Origin of the sequence: Cellulomonas sp. ATA003, from assembly GCF_031582905.1 — a bacterium.
Classification (GTDB): domain Bacteria; phylum Actinomycetota; class Actinomycetes; order Actinomycetales; family Cellulomonadaceae; genus Pengzhenrongella.
This window is the reverse complement of the sequence record NZ_CP133990.1, coordinates 3,864,054-3,877,213: the sequence shown is the minus strand read 5'-3', so window position 1 is coordinate 3,877,213 and position 13,160 is coordinate 3,864,054. Positions and strand designations below refer to the sequence as shown.

9 protein-coding genes and 2 pseudogenes are annotated in these 13,160 nt (G+C 75.5%); 9 read left to right on the top strand and 2 right to left on the bottom strand.

The features are described from left to right. Positions 1-313 precede the first annotated feature (313 nt). The 3 genes from REH70_RS19115 to REH70_RS19105 all read left to right on the top strand — a co-directional run bounded on the left by REH70_RS19115 (position 314) and on the right by REH70_RS19105 (position 3,499). The gene (locus REH70_RS19115) at positions 314-958 is read left to right on the top strand and encodes a PadR family transcriptional regulator (RefSeq protein ID WP_310749784.1); all 645 of its coding nucleotides are present in this window, start codon (positions 314-316) and stop codon (positions 956-958) included. Further along, complete coding sequence (locus REH70_RS19110; protein ID WP_310749783.1) at positions 955-2,058, top strand: inositol-3-phosphate synthase; 1,104 nt, start codon at positions 955-957, stop codon at positions 2,056-2,058. Before REH70_RS19115 ends, REH70_RS19110 begins: the two co-directional genes overlap by 4 nt. Before the next feature lie 124 nt (positions 2,059-2,182). Continuing rightward, positions 2,183-3,499 carry an MFS transporter gene (locus tag REH70_RS19105; protein WP_310749781.1) on the top strand — a complete coding sequence of 439 codons (1,317 nt, stop codon included), beginning with the start codon at positions 2,183-2,185 and terminating at the stop codon, positions 3,497-3,499. On the opposite strand, the gene REH70_RS20960 is transcribed toward REH70_RS19105, so the two are convergent. Further along, positions 3,456-4,061, bottom strand: a complete 606-nt coding sequence (locus REH70_RS20960) for a pyrimidine dimer DNA glycosylase/endonuclease V (RefSeq protein WP_396134581.1) — start codon at positions 4,059-4,061, stop codon at positions 3,456-3,458. The two genes, REH70_RS19105 and REH70_RS20960, sit on opposite strands and share 44 nt — an antisense overlap. Before the next feature lie 95 nt (positions 4,062-4,156). Further along, positions 4,157-5,580 (bottom strand): annotated as a pseudogene (locus tag REH70_RS19095) (CCA tRNA nucleotidyltransferase); the annotation flags it as partial. Between the two features lie 189 nt (positions 5,581-5,769). Here REH70_RS19095 and REH70_RS19090 point away from each other — a divergent pair. The 6 genes and pseudogenes from REH70_RS19090 (at position 5,770) to REH70_RS19065 (ending at position 12,962) form a co-directional block, all read left to right on the top strand. Further along, positions 5,770-6,317, top strand: a pseudogene (locus REH70_RS19090) (NUDIX hydrolase). 304 nt (positions 6,318-6,621) lie between these two features. Next, positions 6,622-7,026 carry a DUF6049 family protein gene (locus REH70_RS19085; protein WP_310749779.1) on the top strand — a complete coding sequence of 135 codons (405 nt, stop codon included), beginning with the start codon at positions 6,622-6,624 and terminating at the stop codon, positions 7,024-7,026. A gap of 3 nt (positions 7,027-7,029) precedes the next feature. Continuing rightward, positions 7,030-8,781 (top strand): DUF6049 family protein, encoded by a 1,752-nt coding sequence (locus tag REH70_RS19080; protein WP_310749777.1) that lies wholly within the window; start codon positions 7,030-7,032, stop codon positions 8,779-8,781. Continuing rightward, positions 8,778-10,619, top strand: a complete 1,842-nt coding sequence (murJ, locus tag REH70_RS19075; RefSeq protein WP_310749775.1) for a murein biosynthesis integral membrane protein MurJ — start codon at positions 8,778-8,780, stop codon at positions 10,617-10,619. The genes REH70_RS19080 and murJ overlap by 4 nt, the downstream gene beginning before the upstream one ends. A gap of 127 nt (positions 10,620-10,746) precedes the next feature. Further along, on the top strand, positions 10,747-12,651 hold the full coding sequence (locus REH70_RS19070) for a protein kinase family protein (RefSeq protein ID WP_310749773.1): 1,905 nt from the start codon (positions 10,747-10,749) through the stop codon (positions 12,649-12,651). Next, positions 12,648-12,962, top strand: coding sequence for a hypothetical protein (locus REH70_RS19065; RefSeq protein ID WP_310749771.1), 315 nt, complete (start codon positions 12,648-12,650; stop codon positions 12,960-12,962). Before REH70_RS19070 ends, REH70_RS19065 begins: the two co-directional genes overlap by 4 nt. Positions 12,963-13,160 lie beyond the last annotated feature (198 nt).

The following is a 13,160-nucleotide window of genomic DNA, read 5'->3' as shown; positions in this document are numbered from 1 at the left end:
CCGGTGTCCTGCTCGGGGTGTTCCCGCGTGCCACGTGCTGCCCTTCGCCGACGACGCTGATGTCACGCTGATCCGCGGGACGTGCGCCCGCACGGACCCGCGGCCCCAGTATGCGCGACCGGCTCCGGCCCACCGGGGCCCGCGGGGCCATCGGGGCGGGCCTTCACACGATCGCCACCCTCCGGCCTCGCCCTCTGGCGGCGCGGCGTGTTGCGAGTCACCGACCAGCGCCCCTAATGTCGGCGATGTATCGACTCGATACATCGCATCGCCGGGCGGAGACGGCGGACCCGGGATCACGGAGGGGGACGAGGTGCGCGGACGCTCCGACGTGCTCGAGCCGGCGATCCTCGGACTGCTGCACGAGTCCCCCATGCACGGCTACGAGCTGCGCAAGCGGCTCAACCTCCTCCTGGGCTCCTTCCGCGCGCTGTCCTACGGCTCGCTCTACCCCTGCCTGAAGTCGCTGGTCGTGCGGGGCTGGATCACCGGCGACGAGTCCCCCACCGTGCCTCCGCACGCGCTGACCGGGCGCCGGGCGCGCATCGTGTACACGCTGACGGCGGCCGGTACGGAGCACTTCCGGCAGATCCTGGCGTCGTCCGGCCCGGCGGCGTGGGAGGACGAGAACTTCGACGTGCGGTTCGCCTTCTTCGGGCAGACCGACGTCGAGACCCGGCTGCGGATCCTCGAGGGTCGGCGCTCCCGCCTCACCGAGCGCCTGGAGACGATCCGCCAGTCCTACCACCGGACCCGCGAGCGCATGGACGAGTACACGCTCGAGCTGCAGCGCCACGGGCTGGAGCAGGTCGAGCGCGAGGTGCGCTGGCTCGACGGCCTCATCGACAACGAGCGGGGCGTCCGTCCCGCTCGCCCCACCGGCACCGACCGACCGGTCGATGTCGACACCGCCGAGGGCGCCCGCCGTCCCGGCTCGGAACTCAAGGAGCGAGGATGACCTCCATCCGCGTCGCCATCGTCGGCGTCGGCAACTGCGCCTCGTCGCTGGTCCAGGGCGTGCACTTCTACGCGGACGCCGACCCGTCGGCCACCGTCCCCGGACTGATGCACGTGCAGTTCGGCGACTACCACGTCCGTGACCTCGAGTTCGTCGCGGCGTTCGACGTCGACGCCAAGAAGGTCGGCTTCGACCTCTCCGAGGCGATCAACGCCAGCGAGAACAACACGATCAAGATCGCCGACGTCCCGCCGCTGGGCATCACCGTCCAGCGCGGCCCGACGCTCGACGGCATCGGCAAGTACTACGCCGAGACCATCGAGCAGTCCGAGGCCGAGCCGGTCGACGTCGTGCGCGTGCTGCGCGAGGCGAAGGTCGACGTCCTGGTCTGCTACCTGCCGGTGGGCTCCGAGGAGGCCGCGAAGTTCTACGCCCAGTGCGCGATCGACGCCGGGGTGGCGTTCGTCAACGCGCTGCCGGTGTTCATCGCGTCCGACCCGGAGTGGGCCGCGAAGTTCGAGGCGGCCGGGGTGCCGATCGTCGGCGACGACATCAAGTCACAGGTCGGGGCGACCATCACGCACCGCGTGCTGGCGAAGCTGTTCGAGGACCGCGGCGTGGTGCTGGACCGCACCTACCAGCTCAACGTCGGCGGCAACATGGACTTCAAGAACATGCTCGAGCGGGATCGCCTGGAGTCCAAGAAGGTCTCCAAGACGCAGGCCGTCACCTCGAACCTCACCGGCTCGCTCGCCGGCAAGAAGGACGACCGCAACGTCCACATCGGGCCGTCGGACTACGTCGCGTGGCTCGACGACCGCAAGTGGGCGTACGTGCGGCTCGAGGGCCGCGCGTTCGGCGAGGTGCCCCTGAACCTGGAGTACAAGCTCGAGGTCTGGGACTCGCCCAACTCGGCCGGCATCATCATCGACGCGGTCCGGGCCGCGAAGATCGCCCTCGATCGTGGGGTCGGCGGCCCCATCCTGTCGGCGTCGACGTACTTCATGAAGTCGCCGCCCGTGCAGATGGAGGACACCGCGGGCCGCGCGCAGCTCGAGGCCTTCATCGCGGGGGACGCCCCCGCTGATCAGTGCGGCTGATCGGTGCGGCCGATCATTGCGGCTGACCAGTGCGCCAACACAGTGCGGCGAGCGAGGCCGGACCCCCGGGGTCCGGCCTCGCCGGCGTCCGACCCGACCACCGGCGCCCGATAGCCTGACCGGCGTGCATGTCCTCCTCGAGCTGCGACGGCTCCTGCGGCTCCACGGCTTCCGCCGGCTGTTCGCCGTCCGGCTGGTGAGCCAGGCCGGCGACGGCATGTTCCAGGTCGGCCTCGCCACCTTGTTCTTCTTCTCCCCGGAGAGCGCCGGCACGGCGACCGGCGTGGCCGCCGCGTTCGCGGTGCTGCTGCTGCCGTTCACCGTGGTCGGGCCTTGGGCGGGTGTGCTGCTCGACCGGTGGCGGCGGCGGCAGGTGCTGCTGTTCGGGAACCTGGTCCGGGTGGCGATCGCGCTCGTGCTGTCGCTCCTGCTGCTCACCCAGGGCGTCGGCCCGGCGGTGTACGTGCTCGCGCTGCTCAACCTGTCGATCAACCGGTTCCTGCTCTCGGCGCTGTCCGCGGGTCTGCCGCGCGTGGTCGACGGCCCGCTGCTGCTCACCGCGAACTCCCTGACGCCGACGCTCGGTGCGGGCGCGGCCGGCGTCGGCGGCGGGATCGGCCTCGTGCTCGGGCTCGTGCTCGAGCCGGGGCGCGGCAAGGACGCGACCGTCCTGCTGTGCGCGGCCCTGCTGTTCGGCTCCGCCGCCGCGCTCGCGACCCGCCTGGGCAGACGTCAGCTCGGCCCGGACCAGCCCGCCGACGCCGAGGCGATGCGCCGCGAGATGCGCAACCTCGCGCACGGCCTCGTCGCGGGTGCCCGTCACCTGGTCGCCCGCCGGACGCCCGCCCGCGCCCTGGGTGTGATGGCGACGCACCGCTTCCTGTACGGCGTGACCTTCATCGCCAGCATCCTCATCTCCCGCAACCTGCTCGCGGGCCCGGGGCAGGACGGCCTGGCGGTGTTCGGCACGGTGCTCGGGGCGTCCGGGGTCGGGTTCGCGCTCGCCGTCGTGCTGACGCCCGTGCTGAGCCCGCGCACCGGTCCGCACACCTGGATCGCCGCGTGCCTGCTCCTGGCGGCGCTCAGCCAGGTGCTGCTCACCGTGACCGTGGCCCTGCCGGCCGTCCTCGTCGGGGCCGGGCTGCTCGGCCTCGCGGCGCAGGGCGCGAAGATCGCGGTGGACACCATCGTGCAGCGCGACACCGCCGACGCCTACCGCGGCCGGGCGTTCGCGCTCTACGACGTCCTGTACAACGCGGCCTTCGTGGGTGCCGCGGCGCTCGCGGCCCTCGCGCTGCCGGACACGGGCTACTCGCGCCCCGTGTTCGCCGCCCTCGCGGTCGCCTACGTCCTCGCCGCGGTGGTCTACCGCGCCGGTGCGCGACGCGACGCGCGGGTCACGCCGGTGGTGACGACGACGCCGGACCCGGCTCCTCGCTGACCGTCACGATCTCCCACTCCGCCACCGGGCCGGGCACCACGTGGAACAACGGGTGCGGGTCCGGCACGACGACGTCGACCCACAGCTTCGCGACGTCGGGGCTGCGAACCGCGAGCTTCGCCCGCAGGTGCTCCCACTCGTAGGCGAGCTGGCCGTCGGTGACCTCGAGCCGCAGCTCGGTGACGGCCGGGCCGAGCACGAGGGAGCGGTCGAAGGTGTACCCGCGCCGCGACGCCTCGTCGACGATGCCGTGGAGGTAGGTCGAGATGGCGGGCCCGGCGCCGTCGTCGGGCACGACGTCGAGCGGTGTGCCGGGGACGTGACCGCCCGGGGTCAGGCCCGGGGCGGGGGCGACGTGCGCTCCCGACCCGCCACCGCCGGACGCGACCGCCTCGTCCATCCGCGCCCCGTCTCCGGCGGCGCGGAACCGCCGCAGCTGCGGGTGGTTGCGGTAACCCTTGGTGGTGCCGGTGAGGACCTTCTGCGCGAGCAGGCCCTCGCGCCAGCCGGCGGTCAGGCCCTGCCGGTCGAGGTAGCGCGGGTGGACGGACCAGATCCTCATGGCGCCCCGTCGGCCTCCGACTGCGCCGCCTCCGACTGCGCCGCCTCCGACTGCGCCGCCTCCGACTGCGCCGCCTCCGACTGCGCCGCCTCCGGCTGCGTCGCCCACCAGTCCAGGAGCGCCGCGCGCGCCGCCCCTCGTCCAGCGGGCCCTGATCCATCCGGACCTCGAGCAGGTGCTTGTAGGCGCGGCCGACCACCGGCCCGGGCGCGATCCCCAGGATCGCCATGATCTGCTGCCCGTCCAGGTCGGGGCGGATCGAGGCGAGCTCCTCCTGCTCGCGCAGCGCCGCGATGCGCGCCTCCAGGTCGTCGTACGCCCCCGACAGCCGCTGCGCCTTGCGCCGGTTGCGCGTCGTGCAGTCCGACCGGGTGAGCCGGTGCAGCCGCTCGAGCAGTGGGCCGGCGTCGGTGACGTAGCGGCGCACCGCGGAGTCCGTCCAGGCGCCGTCGCCATAGCCGTGGAAGCGCAGGTGCAGCTCGGTCAGCCGCGCGACCGCCTGCACCGTGTCCTTGTCGAACCGCAGCGCCTTGAGCCGGCGCGCGGCGAGCTTCGCGCCGACCACCTCGTGGTGGTGGAAGCTCACGCCTCCGGCGGACTCGAACCGGCGCGTCGCCGGCTTGCCGATGTCGTGCAGCAGCGCCGCGATCCGCAGCACGAGGTCGGGCCCGGGAACCGGTCCGTCGGGTCCGGTCTCCAGGGCGATGGCCTGGTCCAGGACGGTCAGCGAGTGCTCGTAGACGTCCTTGTGCCGATGGTGCTCGTCGATCTCGAGCCGCAGCGCGGGCAGCTCGGGCAGCACGTGGTCCGCGAGCCCCAGCTCGACGAGCGCGCGGATGCCCGGCTGGGGGGCGGGCGCCAGCAGGAGCTTGACGAGCTCGTCCCGCACCCGCTCGGCGGAGACGATCGTGATGCGCTCCGCCATGTCGCGGATCGCGTCGGCGGCGTCCGGGTCGATCCGGAAGCCGAGCTGGGCGGCGAAGCGCGCGGCCCGCATCATGCGCAGCGGGTCGTCGTCGAAGGACTGCCGGGCGGTGACCGGCGTGCGCAGGACCTGCGCGGCGAGGTCGGCCAGCCCGTCGAACGGGTCGACGAAGGTCAGGTCCGGCAGCCGCACGGCCATCGCGTTGACGGTGAAGTCGCGGCGTGACAGGTCACCCTCGAGGGAGTCGCCGAAGACGACCTCGGGCTTGCGCGAGGTCGGGTCGTAGGCGTCGGTCCGGTAGGTGGTGACCTCGACGACGACCTCGCGGCCCTCGACCCGGCGCATCGCCCCGATGGTGCCGAACGCCTTGCCGATGTCCCAGTGCGCGTCACCCCACGCGGTCAGGAGCGCCTCGGTCTGGTCCGGGGTCGCCGACGTCGCGAAGTCGAGGTCGGCGCTGACCCGGCCGAGGAAGGCGTCGCGCACCGGCCCACCAACCAGGGCGAGCTCGTGACCCGCCGCGCGGAACACCTCGCCCAGCTGCAGGGCCGACGGCGCGAGCTGACCCAGCACGCCGAGGGCGCGTCGCTGCAGGGCCGCGAGCGCTGCGGGGTCGCCACCCGGATGCGCGGAGGTCGGGGCGTCGTCGGGGAGCTCGGTCGGGGACACGACGTCCAAGCCTGCCAGAGGTCACCGCGGGCCGTTCGCCGGGCCCCGCGGTGCGGAGGCGGGGCCCGGCGGTGTCGCGGGGAGTGCCACGTCCCCTGTCGTTACAGTGGCCGCATGTCCAGCCCCGCGCCGAAGCCACGCCCGCCGGGCGTGCCCGCGCCCCCGGGTGGACATGCCCTGCGCATCGACCCCGCTGCGCTGCGCCCGGCGGCGCTCCCGCTACCCGTGGTCGACGAGACGTCGGCGGGGGCCTCGTGGTCAGCCTGCGTGAGGGCATCCACCACGCGGCGGTGATCGCGCGTCGCAACCGCGCGGGACGGCTCGAGTGGTGCCTGCCGAAGGGGCACCTCGAGGGGACCGAGACCCCGGAGCAGGCAGCCGTCCGCGAGATCGCCGAGGAGACCGGCATCGAGGGGCAGATCCTGCGCCGGCTCGGCGTGATCGACTACTGGTTCACCGGCGACGACCGGCGGGTGCACAAGGTGGTCCACCACTTCCTGCTGGGTGCCGTCGGCGGCCACCTCACCGTCGAGGGAGACCCCGACGGCGAGGCCGAGGACGCCGAGTGGGTCGCCCTCCGGGACCTCGCCCACCGCCTGGCGTACCCGAACGAGCGGCGCCTCGCGGAGGCGGCGCGCCTCGTCCTGCTCAGCGGGGCATGACCGCACCCCGCCACCCCAGCCGCCGTCCCGGGCGCGCTGCGCCGCTGCTCCTCGTGCTGACCGTCCTGGCGACGCTGCTCGGTGCGCCGGCGGCCGCGTCCTTCCCCGTCCGGGCGTCGTCCGGGACCACCGCGGCTGACGTGGTCGCCGGGGCTGACGTGGTCGCCGGCGCTGCCGCGACTGACGTCCCGTCCCCCTCGCCGCGCGCGACCGACGGCCGCGGCGCCTCCGCCGAGGCGGGCCCGACCCAGGGCGTGGACGACGACGTCGTCGAGGTCCAGGTCACGCAGGTGTCCCCCGCGTCGTGGGTCCGGCGGACGAGCTCGTCGTCCGGGCCACGGTGCGCAACGGGACGGACGACGAGCTCGCCGCGCCGCAGGCGTCGCTGCGGGTCAACCGGTTCCTGCAGTCGACCCGCGGATCGCTCGACCGCTGGGCGGACCAGCCGCTGAGCGGCACGGTGGGTGACCGCCTCGTCTCGGCGCCCTTGACGGGTCCCCTCGCCCCCGGGCAGACCGCGGACGTCGAGCTGCGCGTGCCGGCCGGTGAGCTGCGCCTGTCCACCGCGGACAGCGCCTGGGGGCCGCGCGGCCTGTCGGTCGAGGTCACGGACGGGGGCGCCGGGAGGCCGTCCACCGGACGTTCCTCGTGTGGCAGCCCACCGACCAGGTCGTCACCCCCACCCGCCTCAGCGTCGTGGTCCCGCTGACCGGTGGTCCGGTCGACCCGACCACGCCCGGACCGACGCCACGCGCCGCCGAGGGATCCGGCAGCGACGCGGGCGCCGACGACGACGGCACGGACGAAGGCACCGACGACGGTTCCGACGACGCAGGCGCGACGGAGGGCACCGAGGAGGGGGCGCTGCGCAGGGCGACGCCGCCGAGGACCCGGGCACGGACCCGGCCACCCCCACCCCGTCAGACGACGCCCGGTCCGCTCCGACCCCTCCGCCACCGCGACCGTGGCCGCGCCGAGCGACGACGTCCTCGACCGGCTGGACGCGGTGCTGTCCGCGACGGCCGACCGGCCGCGCATCACCTGGGCCGTCGACCCGGCGCTGGTCGCCGCGGCACGGGCGACCGAGCCCGGGAGCACCGCGCACCGGTGGGTCGAGCGGCTCACCGCAGCCACCGGCTCCCGTGAGGTCCTCACCCTGCCCGCCCACGACCCGGACCTCGCTGCGCTCGCCCACGCGTCGGCCGATGCGCTGCTCGCCGAGGCCGTCGCGGCCGCGCAGGCGCAGACCGACCCCGTCCTCGGCGCGAGCGTCCGCACCGACGTCGCCTGGCCGCCCGGCGCGGGTCCCGACGCGGCGACCGCTCGTCTCGCCGCCGGTGCCGGGGCGACCTCGCTGGTCGTCGACGGCGACCTCCTCGCCCCCGCCGGGCTCACCTACACCCCGACCGGCCGCGCCACGGTGCCCGCCGGCGGGGTGCGCCCGACGGCCGACACGAGCGCCGGCACCCAGGCCGCGACCGCCGGCATCGCGGCGCTCGTGACCGACCCCGTGCTCACCGCGCACCTCGACGCCCCCACCGACACCACCACCGCGGCCGCCGTGCAGCGCGTGCTCGCCGAGACCGCCGTGATCACCCGTGAGCGGCCCAGCGAGCAGCGCCACCTCCTGGTCGCCGTCGACCGCGGGTGGGACCCCGACCCCGCGGTCGCCTCCGCGCAGCTCGCCGCCCTGGCCACCGCGCCATGGGTCGAGCTCGCGCCGGTCTCCACGCTCGCCGCCGCCCCGGACCCCGGCGTCGAGCGGCCGGCCCTGCCGACGCAGGCCGTCGCGGACGCCGAGATCCCGCCGGGTCAGGTGGCCGCCCTGCTGCGTGCGCGCGACGAGCTCAAGGATTTCGCCGGCATCGTGCCGGACCCCGCTGCCCTGCTCGACGGTGTCGACGACGCGGTCCACATCCCGCTGTCCGTGGCCTGGCGCGCCGAGCCGGTGCAGCGCACCGCCGTCGTCGACGGGATCGTGACCGATCTCGCCGCTCGGAGGTCCGGGGTGTCGGTGGTCCCCGGGAGCGACCTGTACCTCGGCTCGGAGTCGGGACGCTTCCCGCTGGGGCTGCGCAACGACCTGCCGCAGGACGTCACGGTGCGGGTCGCCCTCACGCCCCGCAGCCCGGTCCTGGTCATCGACGAGGCCCAGACGGTCACCATCCCGGCCGGGTCCGAGACCCAGGTGCGGGTGCCGTTCCACGCCGTCGGCAGCGGTGACGTCCGGGTGGCGGTCGCGCTCCTGGGCCCCGACGGGGCGCCGATCGCCGCACCCGAGCTGTTCACGGTGCGCGTGCGCGCGGACTGGGAGAACGTCGGCACCGGCGTCGTCGCCGGCCTGCTCGCCCTCGCGCTCGTGGTGGGCATCGTCCGCACCATCCGCCGCGGCCAGACGGCCCAACGCGGCGCCGGCAGCACGCCGGTGTCCGAGATCGCCCGGTTGCCGGAGGAGTCCGCATGACGACCGTCCCGCCCAGCGAGGGCCCGGTCCCCGAGAGCGCCCCGGCCCGACCCGCACCGGACGCCGTCGGCGCGTCGGGGTCGCGGCCACCGGCCCGACCCGCCGCCCCCAGGGAGGGCACCACTCGCGGTGGCACCTCCGGCGACGTCCCCACGCCCGCCGGCTCCGGCCCCGGCCTGGGCCGCAGCGCCGCCGTGATGGCCGCCGGCACCGCCGTCTCGCGCGTGCTCGGGATCGTGCGGGGCGCGATGCTCGTCGCCGCCATCGGCAGCACCGGTCTGGCGGCCAACTCCTTCGACCTCGCCAACAAGCTGCCGAACATCGCCGTCATGCTGCTCGCCACCGGCGTGCTCAACGCCGTCCTCGTCCCGCAGGTGGTGCGGGCCTACCGAACCTCCGCCGGCGAGGACTACGTCAACCGGGTCATCACGCTCGGCGCCGCGCTGCTCCTCGGGGTCACCGTGCTGCTCACGCTCGGCGGCGGCGTGCTCGTGCGGCTGTACAGCGACACCGCCAGCGGCCCGCAGCTGCGCGCGCTCGCGACCGCGTTCGCGCTGTGGTGCCTGCCGCAGGTGTTCTTCTACGGCATGTACACGCTGCTCGGTCAGGTGCTCAACGCACGCGGCAGCTTCGGTCCGTTCATGTGGGCACCGGTCGTCAACAACGTCGTCGCGATCGCCGGCCTCGGGGTCTTCCTCGGTCTGTTCGGCCCGTTCCACGCCGATCTCGCGCCCGCCGACCCCCAGTGGTGGACGCCCGGTCGGATCGCGCTCCTCGGTGGCACGGCGACCCTGGGCGTCGTCTGCCAGGCCGCGGTCCTGGTGTGGCCGCTGCGCCGGATCGGCTTCCGGTACCGCCCGCGCTGGGGGCTGCGCGGCTCGGGGCTGGGCGGCGCGGGCCGCGTCGCCGGGTGGACCTTCGCCGCACTCGCCGTCGGGCAGGTCGGCTTCCTCGTCGCGACCCAGGTCATGACCGCGGCCGACCGGACGGCGCAGACCCTCGCCGACGGCGGCGTCGTCGTCGCCGGCAACGCCGTCTACACGGCCGCCTTCACCCTCTACATGCTCCCGCACTCCCTGGTCACGGTGTCCCTGCTGACGGCGCTGTTCACCCGGCTCTCGACGCACGCGGCGCACGAGGACACCGCCGGTGTGCGCGCCGACTTCTCCCGCGGCGCCCGGACCATCGGCGTGTTCACGCTCTTCGCGACCTCGGCCCTCGCCGTGCTGGCGCTGCCGGTGCTGCGGCTCGTGCTCCCGTCCCAGTCGCCCGCGGAGGCCGCCGCGACCACCCCCGTGGTCGTCGCCCTCACCGCCGGCGTCGCCGCGCTGGGCACCTGGTCGCTGTGCCAGCGCGTGTTCTACGCCTACGAGGACGCGCGCTCGCTGTTCTGGGTCCAGGTCGTCATGGCGGCCGTCGTGGCCGGCGGGGCGCTGGCCTCGCGTGCGGTCCTCGACCCGTGGTGGTGGGTGACCGGGATCGCCGCGGCGATGTCGCTGTCCCACGTGGTGGGGACGGTGCTCGCGATCGCGGGCCTGCGACGCCGCCTCGAGCACCTGGGGACGGCACGCGTCCTGCGCCTGTACGTGCGCGCCGGGATCGCGGCCGCGGTCTCCGCGGGCGTCGGCTGGGCGATCGTCCGGGCCGTCGGTGCCCTGCCCGACGACGCCGCGGACGTCGCGGTGGGCGCCGGGATGCTGCGCGCCGCGCTCGTGTGCGCCGGGGTGGGGCTCGTGATGCTCGCGGTCTACGTCGCGCTGCTGCGCCTCATGCGGGTGCGTGAGCTCGACGAGCTCGCTGCCCCGTTGGCGCGGCGGCTGACCCGCCGCCGGGCGTAGGTCCGTCGGCCCCGCGCGGCCACGTCGGCCGGGTCCGGCCCGACGCGTCCGCGTAGCATGGCGCCACCGACGGTGGCCGTCGGCACGGACGTGCGTGCAGCACGCGAGAAGAGGGACGGGGGGCACGGTGGACGGCGTCGTCGGACGAGGCACCCTGCTGGCCGGCCGGTACCGGACCCTCGAACCGCTGGCCCTCGACCTCCCCGGCGCGTCCGCCTGGGACGCCACCGACCAGATCCTCGACCGCCCGGTCCGGGTCACCGTGCTGCACGCAGGGCAGGTCCCGCAGGCGCTCGACGCCGCACGCCGCGCCGCCCTCGTGACGGACCCCCGGCTGGTCCGGGTGCTGGACGTCGGCGAGCACGAGGGTGTCGCGTACACCGTCACCGAGCAGGTCACGGGTCCGTCGCTCGCCGAGCTCGTCGCCCGCGGGCCGCTCCCGGCCGACCAGGCCCGCGCCATCGTGGGAGAGGCGGCGTCTGCCCTCGAGGCCGCCCGACGCCGCGGCGTCCACCACGGCGCGCTGCGCCCGTCCGTCCTGCACCTGACACCGGACGACCGGATCCTCGTGACCGGCATCGCGGTCGACGCCGCGCTCGTCGGCCACGAGTCCCACGACGCCGCCGCGGCGTCCCGGACCGACACCCTCGGGCTCGTCGCCCTGCTCTACGCCGCGCTCACCGGGCGCTGGCCGGCGACGGTCCCCGGGGCCGTGCCGTCGGCGGCCGTCGACCGGCACGGGTCCGGCCTGGACCCGGCGCCCGTCATGGAGGGCGCGCCCGTCCCGCCGGCGGAGGTCGCCTCGGGCGTCCCGAACGACCTCGACACCCTGTGCGCCGTGACGCTCGGTGTGCACGACGACGGCCCGCAGACGCCCGCCCAGCTCGTCCAGGAGCTCGAGCCGTGGGGTGACATCCGGGCGACCGACCTCTTCGCGGTCACCCAGCCGCTCTCGGTCGCGTCGCCACCGGTCCGGCGCCCGGTGTCCCCGCCGCGCGGCACCCCGACCACGCCCGGTCGCGTGCAGCGCACGTCGGTGCGGTCCGCCTTCACGGGGCAGGGCTCGAGCGCCCCGTCGCGCCCCGGGACGCCGCCGCCCGCCGTGCCGACGCGGTCCTCCGCCCTGAGCGGGTCCGGCGGGGTGGCTGCCGGTGCGGCTGCGGGCGCTGCCGGTGCGGCCGGGGCAGCCGGTGCCGCCGGTGCCGCCGGTGCCACGGCGGCAGGTTCTGCGGCGCCGGCCAGCACCGCGACGGCCGACGACGTCGCCACGACCCGGAGTCCCGCCGTCCCGTCGGCTCGCTCGACGGAGCGCGCAGAGGTCGCGGAGGGCGTGGACCGCGCACGGGGTACGGGACGCGCAGGGGTCGCGGCGCCCGGTGGCGGGGCCTCCGGTGCCGAGGCGACCGGTGGCAAGGCTTCCGGTGCCGAGGCGACCGGTGCCGAGGCGTCCGCGGCACCTCGCGCGGCGAAGGGGAAGGGCAAGCCCCCGCGAACAACGGAGGCGACCGCGGCGCCGGCGCCTGCCCAGCAGTCCGCTCCGGGCGCCGCGGGTGCGGCTGCGGCTACCGCTGCTCTGCCCACCTCTGCCCGGTCCACGTCGGCGAAGCCCACGGCGGACCGCCCCGCACCGGCGAAGCCCACGCCGGCCCGGTCCACCTCGGCGAAGCCCACGCCGGCCCGGTCGGCACCCGCAGCGTCCACCGCTGCGGCGTCCACCGCTGCGGGCGGCCCCTCGCCGCGCCCGCCCGGTGGTGGACGTCCCGGCGGGCTCGACGTCGCCGCGGCGCGCGAGTCCATCGCGGCGCACCGTTTCGACCCCACCCGGCTCGTCCTGCTGCTGGTCGGGCTGGCGATCGTGGTCGGGCTGTTCGTCGCCACCAACGCGCTGACCAGTCCGGTCGGACCGCCGTCGGCGGACCGCGAGCCGGTCGCGACCGAGCCGGTGACCCCGGTGGAGCCCGACCCGGAGCCCGAGCCGGAGCCCGAGGAGCCGGCACCGGAGGAGCCCCCGCACCCGCCGGCCCGCCGGTGATCGCGTCGGGTGCGCAGCTGGACCCGCCCCCGGCCGGCGACGAGAACGAGCACCCCGAGGCGGTCGACCTCGCCATCGACGGCGACCCGTCGACGGTCTGGTACACCCGCACCTACGGCACGCCGCAGTTCGGGGGCCTCAAGGACGGTCTCGGTTACGCCGTGACGCTCGCCGAGCCGGCCCCCGTCTCCACCGTCACCCTGCAGGTCCGAGGCTCCGGGGGCGCGTCGAGGTCCGTGCGACCGACCCGTCGACGCCCACCGAGGGCGCCGTCCTCGCCGAGGCGGCCCTCTCACCCGAGACCGTGCTGACGTTCCCCGAGCCGACCGAGACCCAGCACGTCGTCCTGTGGTTCACCGAGCTGCCGCAGACCGACGACGGCTCCAACCGCGTCGAGCTCGCCGAGGTCACCGTCTCCTGACCGGTCCACGGGCCCGCTGACCCGTTGGCGACTGACCGGTTGGCGACCGACGTCTCGGCGCGCCACGGTCGGGGAACACTTCCGCCCT